The organism is Metallosphaera sp. D4-4, from assembly GCF_046245145.1.
Classification (GTDB): Archaea; Thermoproteota; Thermoprotei_A; order Sulfolobales; family Sulfolobaceae; genus Metallosphaera; species Metallosphaera sedula.
The window spans coordinates 1930229-1955310 of the sequence record NZ_CP176412.1 but is presented as its reverse complement, the minus strand read 5'-3'; the positions used below and the strand labels follow the sequence as shown (position 1 = coordinate 1955310).

At 45.2% G+C, this 25082-nt stretch carries 23 protein-coding genes; 8 read left to right on the top strand and 15 right to left on the bottom strand.

Annotation, left to right across the window (positions count from 1 at the left end; all coding sequences use genetic code 11):
* Positions 1-357: 357 nt before the first annotated feature.
* The 8 genes from hxlB to ACI49J_RS10510 all read right to left on the bottom strand — a co-directional run bounded on the left by hxlB (position 358) and on the right by ACI49J_RS10510 (position 9089).
* Positions 358-942 (bottom strand): 6-phospho-3-hexuloisomerase, encoded by a 585-nt coding sequence (hxlB, locus tag ACI49J_RS10545; protein WP_240254443.1) that lies wholly within the window; start codon positions 940-942, stop codon positions 358-360.
* Between the two features lie 343 nt (positions 943-1285).
* Positions 1286-2101, bottom strand: coding sequence for a class I fructose-bisphosphate aldolase (locus tag ACI49J_RS10540; RefSeq protein ID WP_011921382.1), 816 nt, complete (start codon positions 2099-2101; stop codon positions 1286-1288).
* A 292-nt stretch (positions 2102-2393) separates the two neighbouring features.
* A complete protein-coding gene (locus ACI49J_RS10535) occupies positions 2394-3911 on the bottom strand; it encodes a hypothetical protein (RefSeq protein ID WP_409366396.1) in 1518 nt (505 codons plus the stop codon).
* Positions 3912-3971: 60 nt separating this feature from the next.
* Positions 3972-4358: a CBS domain-containing protein gene (locus ACI49J_RS10530; protein WP_011921384.1), complete on the bottom strand. Its 387-nt coding sequence runs from the start codon at positions 4356-4358 to the stop codon at positions 3972-3974.
* Between the two features lie 113 nt (positions 4359-4471).
* Positions 4472-5227 carry a nucleotidyltransferase family protein gene (locus ACI49J_RS10525; RefSeq protein ID WP_409366395.1) on the bottom strand — a complete coding sequence of 252 codons (756 nt, stop codon included), beginning with the start codon at positions 5225-5227 and terminating at the stop codon, positions 4472-4474.
* A 159-nt stretch (positions 5228-5386) separates the two neighbouring features.
* A complete protein-coding gene (agl3, locus tag ACI49J_RS10520) occupies positions 5387-6541 on the bottom strand; it encodes a UDP-sulfoquinovose synthase (protein ID WP_011921386.1) in 1155 nt (384 codons plus the stop codon).
* Positions 6542-6602: 61 nt separating this feature from the next.
* Positions 6603-7562 carry a zinc metalloprotease HtpX gene (htpX, locus tag ACI49J_RS10515; protein WP_240254444.1) on the bottom strand — a complete coding sequence of 320 codons (960 nt, stop codon included), beginning with the start codon at positions 7560-7562 and terminating at the stop codon, positions 6603-6605.
* A 99-nt stretch (positions 7563-7661) separates the two neighbouring features.
* The gene (locus ACI49J_RS10510; RefSeq protein ID WP_409366394.1) at positions 7662-9089 is read right to left on the bottom strand and encodes a gamma-glutamyltransferase family protein; all 1428 of its coding nucleotides are present in this window, start codon (positions 9087-9089) and stop codon (positions 7662-7664) included.
* Positions 9090-9131: 42 nt separating this feature from the next.
* Here ACI49J_RS10510 and ACI49J_RS10505 point away from each other — a divergent pair, with 42 nt between their 5' ends.
* From ACI49J_RS10505 to ACI49J_RS10495, 3 genes are read left to right on the top strand one after another with little or no spacing between them, the layout of a single operon-like run.
* On the top strand, positions 9132-9491 hold the full coding sequence (locus ACI49J_RS10505; protein WP_409366393.1) for a hypothetical protein: 360 nt from the start codon (positions 9132-9134) through the stop codon (positions 9489-9491).
* The gene (locus ACI49J_RS10500) at positions 9481-9726 is read left to right on the top strand and encodes a MazG nucleotide pyrophosphohydrolase domain-containing protein (RefSeq protein ID WP_011921390.1); all 246 of its coding nucleotides are present in this window, start codon (positions 9481-9483) and stop codon (positions 9724-9726) included. Before ACI49J_RS10505 ends, ACI49J_RS10500 begins: the two co-directional genes overlap by 11 nt.
* Positions 9727-9730: 4 nt before the next feature.
* Positions 9731-12019: a tRNA(Met) cytidine acetyltransferase TmcA gene (locus tag ACI49J_RS10495; protein ID WP_409366392.1), complete on the top strand. Its 2289-nt coding sequence runs from the start codon at positions 9731-9733 to the stop codon at positions 12017-12019.
* A gap of 26 nt (positions 12020-12045) precedes the next feature.
* On the opposite strand, the gene ACI49J_RS10490 is transcribed toward ACI49J_RS10495, so the two are convergent.
* Both ACI49J_RS10490 and ACI49J_RS10485 read right to left on the bottom strand, forming a co-directional pair.
* Positions 12046-12822, bottom strand: a complete 777-nt coding sequence (locus ACI49J_RS10490; protein ID WP_011921392.1) for a hypothetical protein — start codon at positions 12820-12822, stop codon at positions 12046-12048.
* Positions 12823-13130: 308 nt separating this feature from the next.
* Entirely contained in the window at positions 13131-13715 is a 585-nt protein-coding gene (locus tag ACI49J_RS10485; protein ID WP_409366391.1) for a ParA family protein, read from the bottom strand.
* 129 nt (positions 13716-13844) lie between these two features.
* Between ACI49J_RS10485 and ACI49J_RS10480 the strand changes: the two genes are divergently transcribed.
* The gene (locus ACI49J_RS10480; protein ID WP_240254052.1) at positions 13845-14165 is read left to right on the top strand and encodes a hypothetical protein; all 321 of its coding nucleotides are present in this window, start codon (positions 13845-13847) and stop codon (positions 14163-14165) included.
* A 189-nt stretch (positions 14166-14354) separates the two neighbouring features.
* On the top strand, positions 14355-15755 hold the full coding sequence (locus ACI49J_RS10475; RefSeq protein WP_409366390.1) for an APC family permease: 1401 nt from the start codon (positions 14355-14357) through the stop codon (positions 15753-15755).
* Between the two features lie 5 nt (positions 15756-15760).
* Here the strand turns inward: ACI49J_RS10475 and ACI49J_RS10470 are convergent, their stop codons facing one another.
* From ACI49J_RS10470 to ACI49J_RS10450, 5 genes are all read right to left on the bottom strand, one after another.
* Positions 15761-16528, bottom strand: coding sequence for an ABC transporter permease (locus ACI49J_RS10470; protein WP_240254055.1), 768 nt, complete (start codon positions 16526-16528; stop codon positions 15761-15763).
* On the bottom strand, positions 16525-17478 hold the full coding sequence (locus ACI49J_RS10465) for a daunorubicin resistance protein DrrA family ABC transporter ATP-binding protein (protein ID WP_011921397.1): 954 nt from the start codon (positions 17476-17478) through the stop codon (positions 16525-16527). The genes ACI49J_RS10470 and ACI49J_RS10465 overlap by 4 nt, the downstream gene beginning before the upstream one ends.
* Before the next feature lie 37 nt (positions 17479-17515).
* Positions 17516-17908, bottom strand: a complete 393-nt coding sequence (locus ACI49J_RS10460; RefSeq protein ID WP_409366389.1) for a universal stress protein — start codon at positions 17906-17908, stop codon at positions 17516-17518.
* 64 nt (positions 17909-17972) lie between these two features.
* Complete coding sequence (locus tag ACI49J_RS10455; protein WP_409366388.1) at positions 17973-19292, bottom strand: MFS transporter; 1320 nt, start codon at positions 19290-19292, stop codon at positions 17973-17975.
* Between the two features lie 35 nt (positions 19293-19327).
* Positions 19328-20515, bottom strand: coding sequence for an MFS transporter (locus ACI49J_RS10450; protein ID WP_011921400.1), 1188 nt, complete (start codon positions 20513-20515; stop codon positions 19328-19330).
* A 193-nt stretch (positions 20516-20708) separates the two neighbouring features.
* Between ACI49J_RS10450 and ACI49J_RS10445 the strand changes: the two genes are divergently transcribed.
* The 3 genes from ACI49J_RS10445 to ACI49J_RS10435 all read left to right on the top strand — a co-directional run bounded on the left by ACI49J_RS10445 (position 20709) and on the right by ACI49J_RS10435 (position 25081).
* Entirely contained in the window at positions 20709-21656 is a 948-nt protein-coding gene (locus ACI49J_RS10445; RefSeq protein ID WP_409366387.1) for a 2-hydroxyacid dehydrogenase, read from the top strand.
* Complete coding sequence (locus tag ACI49J_RS10440) at positions 21640-23820, top strand: tRNA(Met) cytidine acetyltransferase TmcA (RefSeq protein WP_409366386.1); 2181 nt, start codon at positions 21640-21642, stop codon at positions 23818-23820. The genes ACI49J_RS10445 and ACI49J_RS10440 overlap by 17 nt, the downstream gene beginning before the upstream one ends.
* 76 nt (positions 23821-23896) lie before the next feature.
* Positions 23897-25081: an MFS transporter gene (locus ACI49J_RS10435; RefSeq protein ID WP_240254073.1), complete on the top strand. Its 1185-nt coding sequence runs from the start codon at positions 23897-23899 to the stop codon at positions 25079-25081.
* Position 25082 lies beyond the last annotated feature (1 nt).

Below are 25082 nucleotides of genomic sequence, written 5' to 3'. Positions count from 1 at the left end.
AATCCAAATGCATAACAAAGCCCGTTATCAAGTTACGGTGTAAAATAACTCTATACGCTCTCACACGGCTGAGGTCGAGGGTTCAAATCCCTCCGGGTCCACCATTCTACGACGGTTTTGTTTCAATTCTGACGTTTACATTACCATAACGCAATAGTGGTACAACACGTGAAGACAAATGTAAGTGTTCAGAGAGATTCAATAACATATTCTTAACGATTTGAACTATTTAGTTGAGACCATCTGAATAGGCGTATCGTGGAGTCGCGCTATCATTATCTTTGAGTTAAGTTATACTTATTATACACCTATTCAAAATTAAATACATCAAGTGGAAAATGAGGTTGGAAACGCAAGTTAGAGCTCTATATTGGCATGAACTCTCCTAAGATCTTCCTCTGTCTTCTTCAATCTCATCATTAATTCAGCTACTATACCATCTAGGAAGACCTGGGTAGTATCCTCAAACAGTGTACCAAGAGGTGCTAGAGGCTCGGTTATACCTAAGATTTGCCTAGCGAAGTAATCCTCATTTTGAGAGTATTTGGTTCTTCCAGGAATCTCCACCACTACATCTGCAATCCTCCCAAGGGGGCTATCGTAATAGCTGGTTAAGGCTACCAGGGTTGCCTTAGCATCCTTTGCTGCCTCAGCTGCAGTAACTATTAGCTTGGTTCTTCCAGATCCAGATATGGCTATAGCCAGATCATTCTCCCTTATGGCTGGGACTATGGTTTCACCCAGGACATAAGCGTTATACCCTAGATGAAGAAGCCTCATGGCAAAGGCCCTACCTACGAGTCCACTCCTCCCAGCTCCCATGACAAGAACTTTGCCCCCCTTGTTTTCGTAAAACCTAGCTAACGTATCTACCATTTTCTCGGTTTGCTCAGGGCTTATGAGTTCCACGGACCTCAAGATAAACTCCGCGATGTCATACATGGTCTTGAGACTAAGAGGAAGATTAATAGATGATGGAGGCTCCACCCTATCCGCCGAGCCTTAATTTGAAAGATATCTTTTAAAGTTACCTTATCACTTTCTGAATTTATGATCCTTAAAATAAGATCAAGATATTATCTTCCTAAAATCTAAAATTGTTTATGGATCTGTCCAGTTAACGCATCGGTCAGGTAACCCGTCTTCGATTAACATCCTTCTACCTTAGGTTACCCTACGCTAGCACGGGAAATATGAAATTCTTCTGTCTAAAGAGCAATTATAAAGGTGTCCGTAACTTTCTAGGTGTGGTAATCTTAGGTCACTCCTTCAGAAAGGTAGGGCCTCATTTTTGCAATATCTTTACAGCCTCCTCAGGAGATACTCCTTCGTGAACTAGTTTGGAAACAGCCTGCGCCATAAGATCTGGATTCTGCGATTGCCATAGATTCCTCCCCACAGTAATCCCAGAGGCGCCTGAGTCTAGAGCATCTCTTAACATCTTCAAGAATTCGAGGTCGTTTGAGGTTTTTGGTCCACCCCTTATGAGAATGGGAGCAAAGGACGCCTCGACCACGGAAGCAAATCCGTTCTTATCTCCCGTGTAGTCTACCTTTAACAGATCTGGACCTATTTCCGAGGCCAGCCTGGAAACGTATTTTACAGCGTTGGTCTCCTTAATAGAGTCCGTTATCTCCTTTCTCACGAAGAGTGGCTCTATAATGAAGGGTAACCCATAATCTTGAGCTTCTCTTCTAGCCCTGGAAAGTTGTTCTAGGTTGTATCCCTCTATCCTGTCATCTCCGTAGCCCACCACTAGGTACGTGACCACGGCGTCTGCTCCCGCCCTTACGGCTTCCTTGACCTCATAGACCATGGAGTAGTATCCTTGATCGTACTTTCTAGCGTCTCTCCAAACGTTTGCAGTATCAAGCCTAGCAATTAACATGGGCGATGATCTGGAGTAAAAGTTCTCCTCTACCGTTCTTAGCATGGCTGGGGTCATCTGCAAGGCATCCGGATAATTGCCCATCTTCTTTACCACGCTCATCGCGTTTTCTATCCCTCTAAGGGGACCCATTACTAGTCCGTGGTCCAAGGCCACAACAAAGGCCTTACCTCTGTGAAATAGTTTTTTCAACCTAATATCGAGTCCGCTCATCAACTATCCTTATTTGGAATCACTTTAATTTTTACTCATGATGAGGCTGGATAAGGTGAAGTGAGGTCCAGTCCAGATTAGGATAGTATTCGAGAGAAGATCTATTCTCTTGGCTCAGGGAATACAGGCGTGTCTGCCAATGTCCTCGTATTAAGGCTTTAGTTACGATTTCTCCTAGAGATAAAATAGTCGTGAAGGCTCTTTACTCACCATTCACTGAATTTCTAAGTTACTTGAGATTGTTACGTATTTGACGTTATAGAGACCAGGACTTAGATGACAAATTCTTTCACTATCTATTTCTAGTTGATGAAAGAACAGGCTTTATAATGCCTATAGCCCCACTTACAATTTGTCTCGAGTACTTGTTTAAAGCCAGATTTACAACTATGAAGGGAATCAGAGCCAACCCCGCCCTTTCAGCCATAATGTATACATCCTGAATAAACCTAGATCCGTGAATAGGAAGGATTGGATAAAACATGAAAAACAAGCCTATCACCAGGGAAGATGCAACAGGCACGCTCACCTCCGGAAGAGGAAAATGGAAGTTGTACAGTTCCTTTGAGCTCTGAAATGCCGAGACCAGGATTGCAACTGAGTTAATCAAGAGGCCTAAACTCATTGAGGCTGAGTATATGGCAGGATCTGTAACATGCGATAAGTATAGAAATCCCATCAACCCAATTGCTATCCCAGTACCTATCACGGAAAGAGCGGAATTCCTCTTAGCGAGCCTAGCTAGGTGTCCCTTTAGCTCCTCCCTGGATTCAACGCTAAGGGTCTGATCGTTCATGTAAACGCTTGTGTAAAAAATCTGGAAGAATCCTCTTAACAGGTTAGAGATCGAAAGAATAATCAAGGAAATATATGCAGCTACGTACTCAGGTCTCAGCAAGTAAAGGAGAGGAAGTCCATCCGCTAAGGCTAGCAGGAGAAACAGCGAACTCGCGAGAGAGAATAGCTTAAGTGACGTCTCAATAACTGAGGGATCCTTCGTCTCGCTAAGTTTAGGTATGAGACCACTAAAGGCTCCTGTCGACCAGATAACCAGGTTAGAGATTATCAGGGCCGATTCGAAATATGAGACGGGCACCGTATTCCTTACAAGAAAGACTGCAACCCAGGTCAGGGTTGCCTCTAGAATATACTGAATATATGGGATCATGAAAATCACCGACTTCCTCAGGGCCATAAACGCTACGTGAAGGTCCCTCCTAAAGTTTGCCTTTACAAAGAACATGTTTATTCCTATCTGTGCAATATATCCTAACATGTAAGCCAGAATTACAGCCTCTATGGAAAGTCTTAGGATCAATAACCCATAAACAGCCACCATGAGTCTGATTAACTGGAAGGTCAGAGCTGCTATGGCATTCACCCTAGGACCTCTTCCCAGTGAAATGGCATTTGATGCCTTCATAAAGAAGATCGTGAATATTAGGAGAACTCCTAGATAGAAGTAGATCGGCTCATCATAATGAGAAATGCTAACGAAATAGGGTACAAGTACGACGTAAATCACCGAGCTAATCACGGCTGTTATCATGTCAATGAAGAGAATCCCTCCCACTGGCTTGCCCTCTGCCGTATATCTGGAGGTTATATTGGAGAGAAGGTCTCCAGGTATCGTGAAGTACCCCGTGACTAAGACGAAAATGAACTGCCAGGCCCCAAAGGTCTCCACCGAAATGGCCGATAGGTATCTAGCAACAACAAGAGAGAAAAGGAAAGAGATAGGAGAACCAATTAACCTGAGAGCTAAACTGAAAATACCAATTTTCACTAAGCCTGGCTTAGATTTGCTCAAGCAGAGGACACCTGATTACGACCAAATAAAAAACCATGAATTAAAGACTAATCATAAGCCTCAGGATTCAAACATGTCATCCAAGGCTTTAGCTACGTCCCTAATAGAGATTATACCAGTGAGTTTGCCGTCCTCACTAATAACAGGGAGGTGTCTTATGTTATAGGTTCTCATTAGACTGAGGGCTCCAGTAATAGGTGAGTCTTCTCTCACGGTGATTAGTGACACGGTCATTATATCATCAACCTTGTCATCAAGCTTATGGTCCTTACCAATGGCCCTGACTACATCTCTTTCAGTAACTATGCCAATAGGCTTACCGTTCTCGGTTATAATGACTGAGCCAACATTCTTCTCAGTCATTATCTTAGTTATCTGCCTTAATGTGGCTCCTTTTTCCACGGAAATAACTTCAGTTTTCATATAGTCTTTGACGATCTCTTCCATGTAAACGAATAAAACTTCATGGATTTAAAATTAAGCCAAGAAAGATCGTAAGGATAATTTGTCGCAGGTAATAAGGATCAAGGACTTGAGCTAGTAAAATATCGTCGCGTCTTTCATATCTTGTATGTGAATTCCAAAGCCTTAAAGTAATTATCTGGGTCTCCCACATTTAACCATCTCTCCTTTTCTAGGAGAATAGCGTAGACCTCTCCTCCCTGTCTGAGAATATTTGATATCCCATAGGTTAGTTCGAGCTCTCCCTCCTTCACGTCGACTTGCTCCAAAGCGTTCATGATCCTCGGGGAGAAGATGTAAACGGCGGAGATTCCTAGGTCAGACTTGGGTACCTTCGGTTTCTCCTCAGCTTCCTTTACCCTTAGAAGCTTGTGGTTCATTGTCTCCCCCACCTCCTCAACTGTGACGACACCATATCTCTGGGGATTGTTTACCTTCCTGACCATGAGTACAGCATCTGGTTCCATTTCCTCGAAGATCTTAGTGGCCTCCACATAACCGCCTGTTAACACACCGTCGTCAGCATGGACGAAAAAAGGATCATTCCCCACGAAGTCCTTTGCCCTTAGCACAGCGTCCCCAAATCCCCGAGGAACGTTCTGTGTAACGAAAGTGACTCCCCTCTCTGCGAGATAGTCCACGAGAAGCTTGCCTTGATTTCCTACCACTATGCAAGGCTTCGTAACTCCAGCCTCTCCTAGGGAATCTAGTATCAGATCAATAACAGGTCTCATTACAAATTTTCCATCCTCCTTTCTGAAGAGGGGTAGAAGGGCTTTAGGTAGCACAGAAGTGATATATTTCATTCTACTGCCCTTACCTGCCGCAGTGATCACTGCTTTTTCCACTTTCATGGGTGAAAGGAGACATATCTCAATTTAAATTATATGCTATGTTTAGTACCCCAAGACAAGGGGCCTACACAGCCCAAGGAAACAGAAAGCGTTCTTTATGATTTCCAAGATCGATTGTCCATGACGTCCTCGCGTTATAGGGGAAGTATCCAGTTAGTTTTACTTCCACACCGTCTTGGGCATTATAACATGCTTGAAGCTTTCCAGTCTCTCCTTATATGGGAGGAGGTCCTTTATCATAACCTTGGTCTCATCTCTAATGTTCCTTTTAGGTTTGAATCCAAGTGAGGGTAGAACTTTTACCTCAGGGTTGTAGTAGTGTTCCTCGGCCTCAACTCGAGGGTTCTTCACGTGTGTTATATCAGTCTTCAGCCCCAATTCCTCCGCAGCGTTCTTCACGATCTCAGCAAGTTGTCTTACATTGTAAACTTCAGCGAACTGGTTCACAACCCTATACTCGCCATCCTTGGGTGGATTTTCTATGAGCAATCTTAAGGCCTCTACACTATCTTCAAGGGAAATGAAACCCCTAGTCTGTTTTCCCTTACCGTAAGGTGTTAAAGGTAAACCCAATACTGCCTCCACACAGTACCTGTTTATCACTGTCCCCCACGTTTCGTCGAAGTCGAACCTAGTGCGTAGCTCCTCGTCTGTTATCTCTTCCGTCCTTGTTCCATAAACGGGTCCCTGCATTATGTCAGTCACGGTAAGATTGGAGAGCTTTCCCTTAAACAGGATAAGAAATGTGTCGAAGATCTTGCTCCAGTGATAGTATGAGCCACCCCACTTCGGGGTTGGGATTGTATCCTCTTTCCCTTGGATAATGGCTTTAACGAATGCCGATTCAGGTATGTCGAAGTTTGGGGTGCCATACTCACCCATGGTACCCATCTTGAGTATGTGAATTGAAGGATCTATCTCGCTCACTGCGTACAATAGGCTTAGGGTGGACTTCAGGTTATTTTCGAGAGTATACCATGCATGTTCGTAGTCCTTCATTGAGTAGGGAGCCGATCTTTGCTCGGCGAAATGAACTATCACGTCAGGTTTGAAATCCCTAATGGTCTCCTCGAGTAATGCCTTATCCTTTGCGTCTCCCACAATGAACTTAATGTCAGCGCCCAGTTTCCTCTTCACTGCTTCTACCCTTTCCTTTGGGGAAGGTAATGGAAATGCGGAGTCTGATCCCACTTCGGCCGAAAATCTCCTCGTGGAAAGGTTGTCAATCCCTGCAACCTCATGCCCTTTGGCCACTAGCCTCAGGGCCAAGGCCCATCCAATGTACCCATCAATGCCAAGGATAAGAGCTTTCATAGGGACTAATTCGAGATAAGGCTAAAAATCTTCTGACTACAGAGACGAAATGAAAAAGAAATCATTGATATTTCAGTTTCTCCAACATCTGAATCCTTTTCGCTGGATGAGGGTGATCACTGAAGAAATCAGCATACCATGGAACTCTCTCCGTCTTCCAGTAGTTAATGAGTTCATCCACGTCCCCATACACTTCCTGTGGTTGGGTTGAAGTGAAAAACAGCATTTTCATAACGTTGTTCTTGTTCCTGTACTTCTGCACGGCTCTAGGATCTACGGCCAGGGTTATCTTGGCTAAGGCCCTTTCCAAGTTATCCGCTCCTCCAGGTACTGTCTTGGCTGAGTTGAAATCTGCGTATGCCTCTCTCATTCTGTTTATGGCCAAAATGAAGAATTGGAAGATGAAACTAACAACCAGAAGGCCTATCCCCACTGCCCAGGCGTAAAGGGATCCTCCGTTCCTCTGTCCTCCACCTCCGAGGAAACCGCTCCACATTAGCGAGTAGCCAATCCAGTACATGATAGCTGGTATGAGTCCTATGGCAAGCAGAAGCTCCACATCCCTGTGTTTTAGGTGACCAAGTTCATGGCCCAGTACTGCCTTTATCTCATCTGGAGTTAGAACCTTCAACAGTGGAAGAGTTATGGCGACCCTCTTTCCAGCTATTGGGCTTCCATAGGCGAAGGCGTTGGGGAACGGTACGTCAGCTATGTACACCTTGGGAGTGCCAATTTTGTTGTAAAGTGCTACCTCGTCCACAAGGTTGACTAACCATCCATATTGTGGATCAGTTGGGGTAACCTCTCTGGCCCTATACATGGCATTTATCAGGTATGGACCCACAAGCCATTGAATTATGTTAAATATACCAACGAGAATTAATGCACCCACAATAATATAGGGAGTGAAAGATCCATATAGATAACCTAGCACCCCATAGACTAGGGCGAAACCGGCTACGAAAACTGCTAGACTCAGGAGAATCATTCCCAGCTTTAGCTTGATTGAGACCAAGTTCATCTGTATCAAAGTAAATGATACAAACAAGGGATAAAAAAGGTTTTCAAGATATGTCTTTACAAAAATGCTCGAAATCTCGCTTTCCTGAGGTGGGAGCAGTTAAACTGGTAGGGAGACTCCCTCGCTCCTAGGATCTGCCACGGCTATGTGTAAGTCCCTCTTCGTTTTAAGTGCCTGTACTATCCCTACCTGTGGGGAAAATGGTTCCAGTTTAGTGGAAGGAGTACCCAGTCTGCTCTCTGCAACTACCTTGTTACCAGTGAACATAAAACGTGGTGCATTGACGGCTTCATCTATTTCCATCATGTAGTCAACATAATACTCTAGGACTTCCGAATGGATCTGTGGTCTTAAATCTCCACCCGCACAACCAATGATAAGTTCGTCGTCTCTTCCCTCAGCGTAGAGTATTGAGAGAGTATGAAGCGGACGCTTTCTTCCCTCAGGTTTGTTCCTTCCTTCGGTGAAATTGTCTCCGCGATTATTGAAGACTATGTCGTTAACCACGATCCCTGACCCAAAGGGTTGGAACAAGCTCTGTATGAAACCTACCTTGTTCTCCTCATCAGCTACGGTGAAAAAGGTAGTATCCCCATCTTGGTTAACCTTTGCCTCCATCCCCACTTCCATCAGTCTTTGAGTCAGGTAGTTGTTATCAAGGAGAAAGGCTGGCAATGGATGAAATCTAGGGTCAGCAACGTACTGGTCCCTATCCTCGTAGGCTAGGGCCGAGATCCTAACATGTTCGTTTACTCTCTTAACATCATTATAGGGCAATTTGTTTATCCCGGTCATCTCCACCATCCTGAGGATCTGTAGCGTAGTGATCCCTTGAGTATTGGGCGGAAACTCGTAAACGGTATATCCCTTGTAATTGGTCTTTAGCAACTCTACTCTTTCGGCCCTAAACTCCCGAAAATCGTCAAGTTCAACGGGTACCCCTCTCTTTCTAAGTCCCTCTACAAGTTTCTCTGCCACTTCCCCCTCATAAAAAGACCTGGGGTCCCTCGCAACATTCCTCAGTACTTCTCCAACTCCTCTGACCCTTATCCTATCCCCGAATCTCTTCCCTCCGTAAAGGGATTGCCAATCCTGGCTAAGCTTTTCTGAGTTGACTATGGCGTGATGGAGGCCTCTCCCTACGTGAAATCCGTTAACTGCCAGTTTTATTGCTGGTTCAAGGAGTCTATCTAAGCTCATTGTAGTGTAATCCTCCATGGCATGCCAGAGTTCCACTAAACCTGGGATAACAATTGACCTGGGACTCCTAGGATCTATCTTGTCCTCTCCAATATTCTTGGGTGCCCATCCAGTGGAGTTTATGGCAATTATACCTTCAGGGGTCTTAGCTAGAAGTAAGCCATCCCCTCCTAACCCGCTCGTATGGGGTATCACAACGGAAAGTGTAGCGCTCACAGCTATTGCAGCATCAAACGCATTTCCACCCTGTTCAAGTATCTTTGCTCCCACATAACTCGCGACGTAATTCTGGGAGGCTACAACTCTCCTACCAGCGGCTGTTGGCATATTTCCTTAATAACGTGGTAAGAAATAAAGCTTAGATGATCCTTGCGAGTTTCCAAGGACTTTCTTGAAAAGGTAGAGATGGATAGCTGTGTTCCGTATAAGGACAGCGAGGTTGTATGTCTCACGGAGGATCTACCTGGATCAGATAATGTCCCCGTTCAACTCGAAGTGGACCGAGAGGGTGGTAACGTGTTACTAAGACATGTAATTCTGGACAGGGAAGACAATCCACTATATGTGGAGTACTTCATTGACAGGAACTTCCTAGAGAGTATATCCTCCACCAAGACCGTTAGTATACTTTTCGTGAACGTGGAAGGAGATATAAGGAAAAGGTTCTCCATACGTCTAAGTGACGAGGATATAAGACTGATAAGGAGTGAGATGAGGATTGGAAGTTAGGGAATTACAAAATAGGTTAAGGGAGATGTATTTTGAGAAGGACAAGGAAAGGGGAATTTTTGGCACATTCACCTGGTTCACTGAGGAGGTAGGAGAGCTGGCCGAGGCCCTTCTACAGGGCAAGAGAGGATCCATAGAGGAGGAGTTAGCGGATGTTATAGCCTGGGCAATTTCAATAGCCAACCTAACCGGGATCGACGTGGAGGAAGCTTTAAAGAAGAAGTATGGATTGTGACACCATGGATAGTGAGGAGTTCTTTTCAGCACTGAGGGAGGCATTGATGGATTCAAGGAGGAGGTTCTATAGGAACTTGGTATACATAGAGAAGACAGATTACTTAGAGGACCTGAGGCGCGTTCTTTCTCTATTCAACGAAACTCAAGGGGGTGCGAGAAGGGCCTATGCCTTTCATCCTTGGGCTACTGGTTCCAAGGAAAGGCTTTCAGCGGTGAAGGACCTCCTTGGGCAGGTAGATGACATAGATTACTCTAGTTCTGAGTACTATCTGGGAAGGACATATGATCTTGTGGTCCTTGACCTAGTGGATAACTTCCAGCCAAACTACGTGGGCAGGCTTACCGATCTTACCAGTGGTGGCGGTCTGGTGGTAATGTATACTGATAATCTAACACAAAATAAAATATTTCGAAACTCCATAGCAAGGAAGGGAGTAGTCCACGAACACTATGAGCAGAGGTTCAGAAGGAAACTCAATGAACATGAAGGCATATTTAGAATAGGTCCCGGTTACGAGGCTAGGCCCTTCAAGGGAGAGGTCAAGCCCACAACTGAGAAGAAGCGTCTCAAGAGCATGTATTTCCCTAAGGAGCTTCACGATCTCTGCCTCACCGATGAGCAGGATAAGGTTCTAGAGGAGTTCAGGATCCTGTATAGGGGAGGGAAAAGGATCCTTGTGATAACTGCGCCTAGAGGGAGGGGAAAAAGCGCTGTCACTGGGCTAGGAATAGCGGCCTTCATAGCTGATTCCGATAGGGAGAGAACGAGGGTAGTAATAACTGCTCCATCCCTCGCCTCAGCTTCACAAATCATGGAGTTCGCCAAGAAAGGACTTGACGCGCTTCAGGTCCCCAACGAGGCAGAGATGTCTGACATAGGAATAGTCAGGGCCATAAGAGGGGATAACTTCTCAGTGGTTTATGTTTCACCCGAGACGGCTGTGGGTGAGGACGGCACTTTCCTGGTCGTGGATGAGGCAGCTGCGATTGGGATAAATCTTCTGGCCCAGTACGTTAATAGATGGAGAAAGGTAGTTTTTGTCTCCACGGTGTATGGCTATGAGGGATCAGGAAAGGCCTTCCTGAGATACCTTAAGAACATTCTAGAGGAGAAGAAGGCCTGGACACGTTGGCTAACCATGAGTAAACCACTTCGTTACGCAGAAGGCGACCCGGTGGAGAAATGGCTCTATGATGCTCTACTACTCAACCCTGAGCCCGCTAAACCTAAGAGCTTGGAATCGGTCGAGTTCGTAACGCTGGACAAGGAGACGCTCTTTCACGACGACGTACAATTGTCGCAGGCCTACGGCATACTGGTCTCAGCACACTATCGGAACAATCCCGACGACCTAATGATAATGGGGGATGGACCACATCACATTCTGAAGGCAATTAGAGCTGAGGATGGGTTCATCTCAGTCTCCCAAATCTCAGAGGAGGGCAACCTCTCGGATTCAATGATAGATCTTGCCCTGAAGGGAGGTACCTTTGATGGTGATCTTATTCCAGATAGACTATTGAAGCATGTTAGAATCAAGGAATTTGGGAAGCTTTCAGGCTGGAGAATAGTGAGGATAGCCACGGTCCCTGAGCTTCAGGATAAGGGATTTGGAAGCCAGCTTCTTCAAATGATACTTGAAGACGCTAAATTACAGGGGGTGGACTGGGTTGGCTCCTCCTTCATGGGAGACCCCAAGGTTTTAAGGTTCTGGATAAGGAATGGTTTCACCCCAGTTCATGTGTCGCCTAAGAGAAATGAAAAATTTGGAGACTTTCCCGTGGTTGTAATCTATCCAATATCTGATATGTCCAAGAGGATCGTGGGCATAGCCTCCCACGTATTCAAGGAGAAGTTGCTGAACACCATACATGACGTCTACTTTAACATGACACCTGACATGGCCATGCTACTTCTTCAGGGTAGTAAAGCCCACTTGGACGTTGGTCTAAGTAAGGTTCATCTGGCAAAGCTTGTGGCATTTCTACAGGGTACCAGTCCCTACGAGTCCTCTGCTGACGCCATTCACGTTCTCGTAATGAAGTACTTCTGGGACGGAAAGAGGGACTGGAAGCTAGATGATGACCTGGAGAAGGTTCTCCTGGCTAAGGTTCTTCAGGGAATGCCTTGGTCATATCTAAATGTTGTTATTGGAAAAGGGAGAACGAATTCCACGGAGGCAATACATGAGGCTGTGAGCATCTTAGCAAAAAGATATTATAACTTAGATGAGGAAGGAGAAATTGCAGTTTCGTTACAGGATTTAGGTGATGAGTTCACAACACGATGAATTGTGATATGATGCATCTCAACTGATCAGGCAACTATGGCTAGGGAGTTGAGAATTATCGCCACGACCGTCAATAGAGAGAATAGCTGGTGGAACCCGATAGACATACCAGGTTTCTCTGGGTTTTTGTTGATTGACCTATACACCCAAAGGCCAGCGCCTATTTCTAGGACAGTGAAGGCTAGGGTTAACCAGTAATGAAGGTAAATAACAGCAAACAGGAATATTACCGCAAGTAAACCGTGAATAGCCCAGGCCCACTGAATTTTCCCCTGAGGCTTCCTTACTTGACCAATGGGCCTAGACATTCTTCTTAGTCCTGTAACCACTCCTCCCATAAAGATGACGAAATACAGGAAGTGCGGTGGTATTATCGCCTGTTCAAGGAATTGAATAACGTTTACATGATAACCTAAACCCTCTAGGAAGATGAGAAGGTAAGTAACAAAGGTGGTATATGCAGCGATATCGTGAAGTCCTTGAAATATGGAGGGTAATTTCCCTGCTAGCACGTACAATGTTGCCATTCCCAAGAGAGCCGTAAACACTACCGCAACAAATCCTATAATGGTAATAAAAGATGGTGACATAATTAGGAACGCTAGGGAGATCAGTCCCACAATTGTGGCACTGATTCTGTGAAGAGCCTCAGGATCTCCCTTCATAGCCACCTGATGGATGTCTCTGGTGTAAGGCCATTTAGTACCCAAGGACAGGCCATAACCGTAGCCCTCAACTATACCACCTAATATCACAGTCATACCAGCTAAAATTGATGCAACAATTCCTAACGTGTATAACATGATATAGACTACGATTTCACCTGGTAAAATAATTTGATGAAATCAGAGTTAACAGTTTGAATGCTTATGTTCAGCGGGTGTAGTGGAGAGTCATGAAGTGTGCCTCATAGGTGCAGGTCTATACTCGTGTATAATGTGCCCGCATGTAAAGACAGAGAAACTACGTAATCTCATCCTTTGTGATCTCAATAAGTTGAAGATCATCGAGGATGGCAGCGCATAACTCGTGTGGATATGGTTCCTGAAACTCTCACTCCCTGGAAGAGGACGTAACTCTGAGTTAATGAGGACCTTCATAGACGAGGAAACTAGATGAAGCTATTTCTCCTCTCTACTATACTCATTACGACGGACTGAAGGTACTTCCCAAAGCTATTCTCCTCAACAAAAGGAATACTCACAACTATTTGAAAAAGTTTTTCTACATCTTTAGATACTGAGTATTCCTCGGGTACCTGGTTAATCACTAGTCCGAACTTGCTATAAAACTTCTCGCTATATTCTAGCGTTACCCCAAGGTTGAGGGGATCAGTAACAAAGAGAGGAAGCGAATCCGCATCCACTTTTATAATGGGATTATCCGGAACCGCACAAGAGAAATTATCTATCACTACGTAATCCCAGCTCTGAGAGTAAACCTCCTGCAACTTTCTAGAGGCTATCTCTAGATCATTTGAATCTATTCTAAAAGGTTTCCTGAAGAGCTTAAGAATGCAAAGGTTACCTTCGCATAGCATCTCCCCATTTATCCACATCTTCCTCCCAAGGCCACAGGTAGGGGTTTTATCCACTATCAGAGTCTTGCCCAATTTAGCCAGTTCCCTAGACAGATGTAAGGCTACGCTTGTCTTCCCTACTCCTTCTTTGACCCCTAGTACATTTACTTTTATCAACAAGCAATAAGTTTTAGGAGAGCTATTAAAATCTTCAAGGCTGTATAGTTAACCGCTTGGAACCCATTTGCCGAGTTCCAGGATCGAAGTAATTTATTACCTCAAACGAGTTGAGATAAGTCGGTCCAAATGGATCCCTTTATGTCGAAGGTCTGGAAACTCATTGACCTTCAACTTCCGTTAGTCGTGACGGATGCTGAGACCTATCTGGTGAGAGAGGGTAATTTAACTCAAGAAGACTATGAGAAACTCAAGAATTCTACTAAATCCATAAAAATCTCCTACTATTCAGGGGATTTGAATAAACTTAAAACTTCTCTAAAAGAAGCATTAAATCAGTTAAAAACTATTCAACCTAAAAAACCCTTTCCACCTGAGATGAAAGCTAGGTTTGATGCTGTTATCAAAACGCTGTCTGAGTTAACTGAGACTGCACAGGCAACATCTTAATATAGTCATCGGCCTCTAAAGTCTAAATATTATAGAGATATCCCTAGCCTAGTCTGATACTTTTTTATTTTACCTTTAAGCCAACTACTAAGTTTTTAAGGGCTTTATCCTTTAAGCTTTCATGAAAACGAGGGATTTTTCCAGGGTAATTTTTTAAACTTTTAGGATCGAAAAGCTTAAAGGGAGATTATGAAGTTAAGCCGAGGCGTTATTTCTCTTAAGGAAGCTTATGGTCAAGCTATGGCAGTCACAGCCCCATTGGGAAGCGTGGTTTCTACGTCTACTGCAGCCATACTATACGCAGGACATTCAGTGGTATTCACGACACTACTCGCTTTGCTTGGAAGTGCCTTATGGATATACACTCTCACGAGTTATACGAGGAGGGTCGCCTCTCCTGGAGGCTATTATACCTTTGGTTATAGCGCTTGGAGGAATAAGACAGTGTCATTCTTTGAGGCATTGACGGAGGTATTCGCTTATTCTCTATTAAATGCAGTGAACGCGATTACCTTATATCTCCTCGTGAGTATAGGCCTTCAGGTAATCGGGATCTCCCCTCCCTGGTGGGTTGAAGTTCTCACGATAGGCCTCGGTTTAGCTTACCCAACTTTAATCTCCCTCACGGACATTAAGAAACTACTGGGCTACGTGGTTACAATCAGTGCCTCTGCTGAGGTTGTTCTTCTACTGGCCCTTTTCATTCTCTCCTTATCTAAGCCATTTCATCCGGAGTATTTCACACCAGATGGAGTGAGCGGAAGTAACATCGCTCAGGCGTTTGTGCTCTCCATGGTTAGCATATCAGGAGCTGGGGCAGCTTCCTACCTTGGTGAGGAAGCCAAGAAGCCTTTTAAGACCATAACACAGGGCATGTGGTTATCCCTTGTTATAGGCGGTATCGCCATGTTTCTGGGGACATATGCTCTAGTGGCCTTGTGGAACGGCTCCCTCTCGGCTCTAGCCAATTCTCCTCAGCCTCTCATTTACGAGATGTTTCAGTACGGCAAGATACCCATGATAATAGCGTTAGTACTAGCTGCGAATAGTCTACTTGCCTCTAACATTGGCACTACCCTAGGATCGGCCAGAATTCTGTTTAACTTAGCTAGGGAGAAATCAGCACCAATGTTGTTAGCGAAGACAGCGAAGAATGGTGAGCCACTAGTTGCGACTATGATGATAGGAGGCCTCTCTACTTTGGTCGTAGTGGTTTCAGTTCTCGGCTTAGGCGTGTCCAATGCCTTCGCTGTAGTGAGCGTGATAACGGGAATATTCTGGCTTACGGGCAGGATCGTGGATGGCTTTGGGGTTCCAGTATTCTACTACAGGATAGGTCAACTATCCTGGAACACCTTGTTCATTCCCTTGATAGCTACTGCCCTGAACGTGTGGGGAGTTGGAGAATCCCTTTCCTCACCTGACCTATTCACCATTTATACTCTCTTGGCCATACTCCTAGTAATCGGAGCCTGGTACGTTTTGATGGGAAGAAAGGGTAGGCCAGGATCCCTTGTTGTTGACGAGAACAACCAGGTAATTACCATTGAGGAGTACATGGAAAGATTAAAAAAGAAAATTCCTAATTAACCTTTTTATTCTGCATTTAGATACTTATTTGTTAATATACTTCCCAAGAGAACCATTACGAGAGCAAATATGGCAAGATAACCTAAGTAGTTCCACGACGGGTCATTATAAAGTAACATTCCCCTGTTAAGTTCAGCAGCATAAGTGAGAGGGTTAACGTCGCTTATTGCCCTTAACCATCCAGGGAAGAAGGCCTTTGGAAAGAGAGCTGTACTAGAGAACATGAGAGGTAGATTTATCAGGTTTGATATAACTCCAGGTGCTTGCCAGTCAGCCGTCTTTAGGGTGAACATGGAATAGAGCGAGGAGAAACCCAATCCAACGAAAGCTAGAGATAGGAACAGGACTCCGAGCGAAAGTGGAGTAAGATTTAACCTTACTCCTAGGAAGTAACTGGCTACCAGTAGAATTGGAACTTGTAGTAACCCCCTTGTCATTCCACCTAGTGTCTTGGCTAGAAAGACGTCGTATTTAGGTGTCGGGGTAATGAGGACTCTCTTCAAGTAACCGAACCTCTTGTCTTGGATAAGGCTCATGGAGCTGAACATTCCCACGAAAAGCATGGATATGGATAACTCACCGGGTAGAATGAAGGCTATGTAGTTGGTAGTGTGAAAGAAGCTTATTAGGACTTGAGAAGGTACACCAGAGAAACTGCTACCGAAGAACACCAGCCACATTATGGGCTGGGAGATTAGCATTATCCACATATACACGCTTCTGAATATCCTCTTAGCCTCCCTCATATAGAGCGCATAAAGTCTGTCTATCATCTTCTCGCCCTCCTTATCATGGCGTAGAACTTCCTGGCGTCAAAGTCCTGCTCCTCAATTGTTCCTCCCGTGAGATTTATGAAAACTGTGTCGAGGCTAGACTTGTTTATCTTAATGCCCTTGATGTTATCGCTTCCTATCGCCCTTATGACGTCCATTAGCATGGTCTCCGCATTGTTCACCTTTATCCTGACCTTGCCATTACTAACTACCGCATTCTCGAGCCCCACGTTGACGTTTGCCCCGTTCTTAAGCTCGATTTCTATTATATCCCCTCCATATCTGGCCTTCAATTCCTCTGGAGTTCCCAGTGCGATGATTTTCCCCTTGTTAATGATCCCTATCCTTGAACACAAGGAATCTGCCTCCTCCATGTAATGGGTAGTCAAGAGTATTGTCACCTGGTAATCCCTGTTTATTTCCCTTATCAGATTCCACATGGTAGCCCTGGTGTTCACATCTAGCCCAATTGTGGGTTCATCCATGAAGATCACTTCTGGGGAATTGAGTAGGGCCATGGAAACCTCTAGTTTCTTCCTCATTCCAGTGGAGAACTTTCCAGTCCTACGATTGGCGAACTCAAGGATTCCAAAGTACTTGAGAAGAGAGGTTGCCCTTTCCTTCCAGTTCTTGACTCCTGTGAGCCTGGCCTGAATTTCTAGGTTCTCCCAAGCAGTTAAGTCGTCATCCAAGATGACTTCCGAAGAGATCCATCCTATCCTCGACTTTACCTCTATTGGGTTTTTCCTTATGCTATACCCTGCGATTATCGCCTCCCCCTCCGTAGGTGGAGTTAGACCTGTGAGCATCTTGATGGTGGTAGTTTTCCCTGCCCCGTTCGGGCCCAAAAGACCAAATATTTCCCCTTTCTCAACCTTGAATGAGACGTGGTCAACAGCTACAAAATCTCCATATTTTTTTGTAAGATTTTCTGTCTCAATCGAATACATACCTGGATATCGGATTATAGACTAAAAAAGATATATCTCATTTTACCACGAGGACCGGGATATTTGATCTACTTACCAACTCACTGGACACACTTCCCAACACTATCTTCTTGATTCCGGTCAACCCTCTGCTCCCCGTCACAATGAGGTCACATTCAATCTTGTTGCAGTAATCTATGATTGCAGACGGCACATCTGCAGATTCCAGAACCTTGGTTACCACTTTATAACCCTCAATGTCCCTCCTCACGGCGTTCAGAGCCTCCTCAGCCTTCTTGTCATTCTCAATTGTTACCTGTTCAGGACTTCTCGGAATTTCCTTCACAACGGTGACCATGTGAAGTTCATCAATATCCCTCATCAGTTTCAGGGCAAACAGTAACGCCTTCCTCGCGTAGTCTGACCCATCATAGGCTAAAACAATTTTCATGATTATAATATATCAACTTCATAGTATATGAGCTTTTTATCATGGTAATTAAAAAATTGTCACTTTAACCCTCTTTCATGACGCTTTGGGACGATACTTCTATGGGAGTCATGTTTACGTCGTAGCCCTTGAAGTACCAGGTAATGGTCGCAATGGCTCCCAGGGCCCATAGGGCGGTATTATATAGCACGTAAAGGAACGGGGAGTTAATGAAACTCGTAAAGTACACAGAGAGGGAGCTCAGAGTGATGGGAAAGACTCTAACGAGCCCTATCATGAAGGCCCTATTACTGCTTGGAAGGATTAGGGGTTCGTAAATGGTTCTCACAGCCCAGCCGAACTCACTAAAGGCCATGTTAAGGAGAAGGAGGCCGTAAAATAGGCCCATGTTACTGGAGACAGAGTTGATTGTGAGAAGTATTCCCAGGATCGTGACTGTCCCTCCCAGGAACGAGAAAAGTGAGAATTTCCTGCTCTTTACCCTGTTAACTGCGAAGCCCGCAATTACCCCAGCTACGCTAGCTCCTACGTTAGCAATAAACACAATGAAATTCTCCAGACTCGGGAAATAGAAATCTCCTATGTAGAAGGCCATGAGGCCGTAGGTCAGGTATTGCGATATGGCAATCGCAACCAAGAACCAGTATCTAGAGAGCAGGCTCAACTTGCTTACGTTCCGGTTCTCTTTGACCTCTTGTATCCTGTTCCCCAACTTGGAAAGTTCGGCCTCTACTCTCTCCCTAAACCCCTTCACGTATAGCCATCTAACGGACTCGGGTAATCTAAGTCTCACCGCTATGAGAAAACCTAAACCTACTAGTGCGGTGAGGGACAGGGAGAGCAACTCTAGAGTTGGAGTACTTGACGAGGCCGATACAAGAACAATTGCTGAGGCTACCATGGCCCCTATATTGTCAAAGTTTGGGGCAAGAACTAGAACCTGGTCCCTCCTCACGATGGGCATCATCTCAGCCGCATACGACAACATAACTGGAACTTCTCCTTCCACCCCAAGCACTCCTAGGACTATTCCAAAGGTTAGGGTGTAAAGTAGAGCGGGACTAGTGAGAGGAATCTTAGTGAATTGTGAAACCAGGGACACAATAGCTATAATGAGCGCTCCACTACCGTACATAGACATTGTAACAATAAAGGTCCTTTTCCTTCCGTACATCTTGTCAGAGATGAAAGGGAAGATCAAGTTCCCAGCTAGGGTTGCGACTATGGGTGCTATGATAAAGAACACGTTGTTTATAGAGGGGTATAGAAGGGGAGCTATGGTACTAATTGTTCCCCACATGAAGAAGCCTAAGGCCAGAGAAGCAAAGAGTAGACTATGGGTTGAGGTCCATACAGCCTTATCTACTTTATCTAAAGGTTCCATAAACTTTTGTTATATAACTTGGTTATAAATCTACTTTATACATTATGGCTCGAAGTATGGATGGCTGCCCTTGGCCATGTAATGACTGAAATAAACACCGTGATGAGAGCAACCAGATTAATGATGTCGATTATCTTGGCCATTCCCAAGATACCCATGTATTGCATTGCTATCCCCGTGATGACTTCCGCAATGCCTCCCACAAGCCCGCCTATGTTATAGGACATTCCCGACAAGAGCCCCCTAACCTCCACGGGAACGGAGTGGGCAAGGAGAAGCGGTATCAGGGGCCAGAATCCGCACGATGAGGCATAAACCATCGTAGAGATGATTGAGGCAAGAGGGCCTAGGTTGATGAATCCAGGAACGGTAAAGAAGAGAGATACTGTGAGCGTAACCAGGGCAGAAAGGATTAGTTTCCTTACGTTTATCCTGTCTGCAAGGCGACCAAACACGATAAAGGATATGGCAAGTCCTACGTTGGAGATCAGTAGTGTTAACCCTAAAGTAGAGGGAGAGATTCCAATTAATTTTTCCGCAAAGGTTGGATAATTTCCGAAAACAGAGAAGTAGGCTACAAACATCCCTGACATTGCCAAGGTAGACTTAAGGATGAGGTTTAGGTAATCCCTGTACTCAACTTTTACCTTGGATACCCTTGTGGGTTTGGATTCTGGAACCTTCAGTTTCATGTAAGGTACCAGAAGGAGGGGAAACGTTCCAGTGGCTAGAAAGATTCTCCAATCCTCCGAAATGAGAGGTGAAAAGTAGATGTACATTGCCCCTGTGAGCGCGTAACCCATTCCATACCCAGACTGGACTATCCCTGTAAGTATTCCCCTGACTGATACGGGGGCACTCTCATAGGCTATTACTGTTCCAGCAGTCCACTCTCCTCCCATGAATACTCCCTCAAACAGTCTCGCCAGGAAAAGTACTATCACGTTTGGGGAAAAGGCCATAATCCCATGAGACAACGAATACCCCAACGTAGTGAATATCAGGACAGGTTTCCTTCCGTACTTGTCCGAAAACCTTCCAAAGAGTGTACCTCCAACCACCCTCCCCAATAGTCCAAAGGAAAAGAGTAGGGAAACCATTACATAGCCTATGTGAAATGTGCTTTCAATATATTGATAAACGTAAGTAATAATTAGCAGGTCATAAATATTTCCTGCCCATGCGATTGTGGAGGCAAGTGTTGCGTGTAGGTACGGTTTCATTTCGAAAAAATGGTTCAAACAAAACTTAATAAATTTCTTGTGTCACGGCACCTCTTTAAGAATCAAGTAAGGATGTATGGGACTGAAATTGCATTTCTTGATGGACACATCCAGTTATTCAACTAGTTGGATTACTCCAGAGACGTAAGCCCACATCAGTTGTGGTTAAAATGTACCACTTCTCATTTCTCCTGTGTATAGGGTACTGGTAACTAGAAGGATCCCAGGACCTTGGCTCGACCTTCTTAAAAGAGAGACTGAAGTGGACATCTGGGAGGGAAGAGATCCTCCGCCTAGGTCTTGGATACTTTCCAGAGTAAAGGATAAGGATGGGTTGTTGGTCACCCTAACCGAGAGGGTAGATAGGGAAGTGATAGACGCTGGAGTAAACCTGAAAGTGATTAGTACCTATAGCGTAGGTTTCGATCATATTGATGTGAAATACGCCCTCAGTAAGGGGATTAGAGTAACAAACACGCCAGACGTTCTGACTGACGCTACCGCAGACCTCATATTTGGCCTTCTAATAGCGGTAGCCAGGAGAATAGTGGAAGGGGACAGATTGATAAGAGAGGGTCAATGGAACCTTCCATGGTATCCGGAATTCATGCTTGGTAAGGAAGTGAGTCATAGTACCCTGGGGATCCTTGGAATGGGAAGAATAGGCAGGGCTGTCCTGAGGAGGGCCAAGGGATTCGACATGAATGTGATATATTACAGCAGGAAACCTCACGATGTGGATGCGAAGTTTGTGGATTTGGACACGCTTTTGACAGAATCCGACTTTCTAGTGGTCACGGTGGATCTGAACCAGGAAACGTATCATATGCTGGATTACTCAAAGTTAATGAAGATGAAGAGGACGGCTTTCCTTGTCAATGCGTCCAGGGGACCAGTGGTCAAGGAAGAGGATCTGGTCAGGGTATTGTCGGAGGGGAGAATTGCGGGAGCTGCCCTAGACGTATTTGAAAGGGAACCAATTTCATCGGACAACCCACTGGTTAAGTTTCCCAACGTGGTCTTAACTCCTCACCTAGGGAGTGCCACGAGGGAGACAAGGGAGAAGATGGCTGAGATAGCCGTGAAAAATCTGCTCAATTGTCTTAAAGGAGAGAGCCCACTTTATGAAGTCAAATTATGACATTCAGGAGATATTTAGGGACGCAGTGTCAGGCAACTATAGGAACCTTGTGGTGATAGAGGGGGACTATAGAGAACCCCTCCTTGAGTTCATCCATGAGTATCTGAAGGTGGAGAGAAATCCGTCCACTGGATATTACTTCCATCCATGGGCGCAGGGAAGTAAGGAGAGGCTAAACTGGATAAGGTCAGTTCTAACAACCGTAACTGACATTGATTATTCCTCCTCCGAGAGGTATCTGGGAAGCACGTTCGACCTTTCCATAATAGATGCGGTAGACGATTTTAGGCCGTCATATGTAGCTAGGGCCGTAGAGACCGTTAGGGGAGGAGGGCTCATTATTCTTTACACAAACAGATTGGAGGAGGGGAAACTGTACAGGGACACGTTAACGAGAGACGGTAAGGTTAACAATTTATTCGAGGAAAGGTTCAGGCATAAACTACTTTCCCACAGGGGTATACTATACTGGAATGATGGGGAACTAATCGTAAGGCCCTACTCGAGCTCGGAGGTAAGCAAGCCCAAGAGATCTAGGAAGGGAAAATACCCTGAGCTTGCCAAACTCTGTAAAACGGATGACCAGGTTAAGGTACTTGACGAGATAGATTTCCTCCTCGAGGAAGGGAAGAAGCTCTTGGTTGTAACGGCTCCACGCGGGAGGGGTAAGAGCGCCTCAGTGGGGCTCGCCCTGCCTCTGCTTATTTCCCAGAGCAAGTATCCCCTCTCCATTGTAGTTACTTCCCCGACCTACTGGTCAGGTGCTGAGATAATGAGATTTTCAGAGATGTCCCTAAAGGCCCTTCACAAGAGGTTCAGGAAAGTTATCTCTAGGGATGGCAAAATCCTCTCTCTGGAGATTGGAGAGAGTAGAATAAGATGGCTTCCCCCTGAGCTAGCTAGGGATCAGCATGGGGACATACTCGTTGTGGACGAGGCAGCTGCCCTCGGTAAGGAGTTCGCTGATTACGTCCTGAGGCGATGGGATAAGGTTGCCCTGGTCACCACAGTTCACGGATATGAGGGATCAGGAAAAATATTCCTGAAAATATTCGATAGCTACGACGGGGAGCACGATGTTCAGAGGCTGAAACTGGATTTCCCCGTGAGATATGGGAAGGGAGATCCGGTGGAGAGATTTCTAAATGATGCTTTCCTGTTGAACGCAGATGCCACCGAGGGAGAAGATCTGAACAAGGTAGCAGAGGTCGACGTAAGGTCCCTCTTCGAGGACGAGGAGAGGTTGGCTTCAGTCTACGGAATCTTGGTAACTGCCCATTACAGGAACACTCCTGACGATCTCATGATGTTGGGGGACATGGCGTTTCAGAGATTATTTGTGGCTGAAAACAACGCTGGTGTTGCTCAGGTTGTAGAGGAGGGAGGACTTTCTCAGGAGGCAATAAAATCCATAGCCCAGGGAGAAGAAAACCTGGGGCATCTGATTCCCCATAGGCTCGTAAAGTACTGGAGGCTGTTTGAATTTGGTGAGTTACGTGGCTGGAGAGTGATGCGTATAGCAGTCGCTCCCGCACTTCAGGGGAGAGGGATAGGATCTAAGCTCCTCAGGGAAATTGAAATTAAAGGTGAGGGGGAGGGTATTGATTGGATCGGATCCTCCTTTCTCGCTAGCTATAACGTTATCAAGTTTTGGGCAAAGAACGGTTACATACCCGTTCATGTCTCCACAAAGAAGAATGAGAGTCTAGGGGGATACTCGGTTATTGTTGTGAAGCCGTTCTCGTCCGCGGCTAGGGAAATGGTCAGTCGCGTTTCCCTACTGCTTAAGGACAAATTGCTCAGGACATCCCATCAGGTATACTTCAATTTAGATCCAAGGATACTCGCCATTCTACTTAAACTCACACCTCCCGCTTCCAACGTTACAATCTCAGATCTGTATGTGAAGAAACTCAGAGCCTACCTGGAGGGACTTCTACCCTATAACTCTGTCGCGGAGGCTGTTCACCTTCTAGGGGAGAAGTACTTCAAGGAATTACGATTTGACGTGGACGACGTTTCCCTGGCCACGCTAATCTCAAGGACATTCCAGGGCAAGAGCTGGTATCATGCAGGGGTATCTCTGGGCCTAACGAGCTCTCAGGTCGAGCAGAGACTTAAGGACACGATCGCATTGATCTTAGAAAAATATCAGTTATCATAGCAACTATTGTTACATTATTCATATATCTCTATTAAAAAGTTTAATCTTATGTCAAGTTTTTTAAGCCACACCGATAATGATGCGGATCAAGTTGAGGAGAGAACCATCCTTTGCATATATTGCACTCACTCTTTCCTTGATGACCATAGCTGCGAGGTCAACCAATAACATGGTGACCACTACAGTCGGTCCTCTGTCAAAGTATCTTCTAGGTTTCTCTAACACGCTTGTTGGTGTGATAACTGCGGTGATGTTTGCTACCACGTTCATCGCTACATCATACATAAACCCGAGCTTGAACTCATCAGTCAGACGTAAGGCGTTCATTTTGTCTAACCTTACCGTTCTACTCCTTTTACCGCTGTTCTTCTTTGTAAGCAGTGTCACAATCTGGATAATTTCCGCTTTGATAGGTCTAGCCTTCGGTCTGGTAATGCCCAACCTTATCACTGCGGCGTCCTTAGTTAATGACAGAAAAACTGCGGAAAGACTATTGGCGCTTTACTCCACAAGTCTTAGCATAAGCCTGATACTTGGACCTGCATATGAGAGCTTCGTCTTAAGTAAGTTCCCATACAATTACGTGTTTCTAGCCTTCCTTCCAATAGCTGCCTTGGCCTTTGCCCTGTCTTGGACCGTGAAATTTCCAGATACCAAGAGAGAAGTTAAGGGATCTAGGGCCCTGAGAAACAAGGGGTTCTTGTCCTCCGTGCTTGCAATAACCACCTACAATGTTCCCTTCGCTGCCATAACTGCCTTCCTCACCATACTTGCAGTGGATAGATTTCATGTTCCAGGCGATTTAGCCTACTCAACGTATATCCCCTTCTTCACAATGTCCTTTCTAACAAGGCTATATATGACCATAAGGCCGTTCAACTCGTTGAGGATGCCAATGTTTATATCAATCCTTATAACAGTTCTCACACTGGCTGGAACACTCTTCTCTCCAACTTATGCCGTGTTCCTATTGGTCATGGCATTGCTTGGCATCCCTCACGGTTCCGTATTTCCCATGTCAACTATCATGATTCAGAGGGCAACATCTAAGGAGGAGAGAAACGCCGTTAACTCCTATTTCCTAGCATACAACAACTTCCTCTTCATAGCTGTACCTACAGTGGTAGGTTATCTCTCAGAGTTCATTGGCCTATCCCTCACCTTCGGACTACTCTCAATACCTGTGGTGCTGACCAGCATGGTCTTCTTCGTCAAGTTCTGGAATGATGACATCCTCACCGGAAAGTTGCCCCAAAGTTAAC

Coding starts and splice junctions, on each gene's coding strand:
- hxlB (WP_240254443.1), bottom strand. CDS start 942: ATGTATGACATCGCGGAGTTTATCTTGAGGTCCGTGGAACTCATAAGC.
- ACI49J_RS10540 (WP_011921382.1), bottom strand. CDS start 2,101: ATGAGCGGACTCGATATTAGGTTGAAAAAACTATTTCACAGAGGTAAG.
- ACI49J_RS10530 (WP_011921384.1), bottom strand. CDS start 4,358: ATGGAAGAGATCGTCAAAGACTATATGAAAACTGAAGTTATTTCCGTG.
- ACI49J_RS10525 (WP_409366395.1), bottom strand. CDS start 5,227: ATGAAAGTGGAAAAAGCAGTGATCACTGCGGCAGGTAAGGGCAGTAGA.
- agl3 (WP_011921386.1), bottom strand. CDS start 6,541: ATGAAAGCTCTTATCCTTGGCATTGATGGGTACATTGGATGGGCCTTG.
- htpX (WP_240254444.1), bottom strand. CDS start 7,562: ATGAACTTGGTCTCAATCAAGCTAAAGCTGGGAATGATTCTCCTGAGT.
- ACI49J_RS10510 (WP_409366394.1), bottom strand. CDS start 9,089: ATGCCAACAGCCGCTGGTAGGAGAGTTGTAGCCTCCCAGAATTACGTC.
- ACI49J_RS10495 (WP_409366392.1), top strand. CDS start 9,731: ATGGATAGTGAGGAGTTCTTTTCAGCACTGAGGGAGGCATTGATGGAT.
- ACI49J_RS10490 (WP_011921392.1), bottom strand. CDS start 12,822: ATGTTATACACGTTAGGAATTGTTGCATCAATTTTAGCTGGTATGACT.
- ACI49J_RS10480 (WP_240254052.1), top strand. CDS start 13,845: ATGGATCCCTTTATGTCGAAGGTCTGGAAACTCATTGACCTTCAACTT.
- ACI49J_RS10475 (WP_409366390.1), top strand. CDS start 14,355: ATGAAGTTAAGCCGAGGCGTTATTTCTCTTAAGGAAGCTTATGGTCAA.
- ACI49J_RS10470 (WP_240254055.1), bottom strand. CDS start 16,528: ATGATAGACAGACTTTATGCGCTCTATATGAGGGAGGCTAAGAGGATA.
- ACI49J_RS10465 (WP_011921397.1), bottom strand. CDS start 17,478: ATGTATTCGATTGAGACAGAAAATCTTACAAAAAAATATGGAGATTTT.
- ACI49J_RS10460 (WP_409366389.1), bottom strand. CDS start 17,908: ATGAAAATTGTTTTAGCCTATGATGGGTCAGACTACGCGAGGAAGGCG.
- ACI49J_RS10455 (WP_409366388.1), bottom strand. CDS start 19,292: ATGGAACCTTTAGATAAAGTAGATAAGGCTGTATGGACCTCAACCCAT.
- ACI49J_RS10450 (WP_011921400.1), bottom strand. CDS start 20,515: ATGAAACCGTACCTACACGCAACACTTGCCTCCACAATCGCATGGGCA.
- ACI49J_RS10440 (WP_409366386.1), top strand. CDS start 21,640: ATGAAGTCAAATTATGACATTCAGGAGATATTTAGGGACGCAGTGTCA.
- ACI49J_RS10435 (WP_240254073.1), top strand. CDS start 23,897: ATGATGCGGATCAAGTTGAGGAGAGAACCATCCTTTGCATATATTGCA.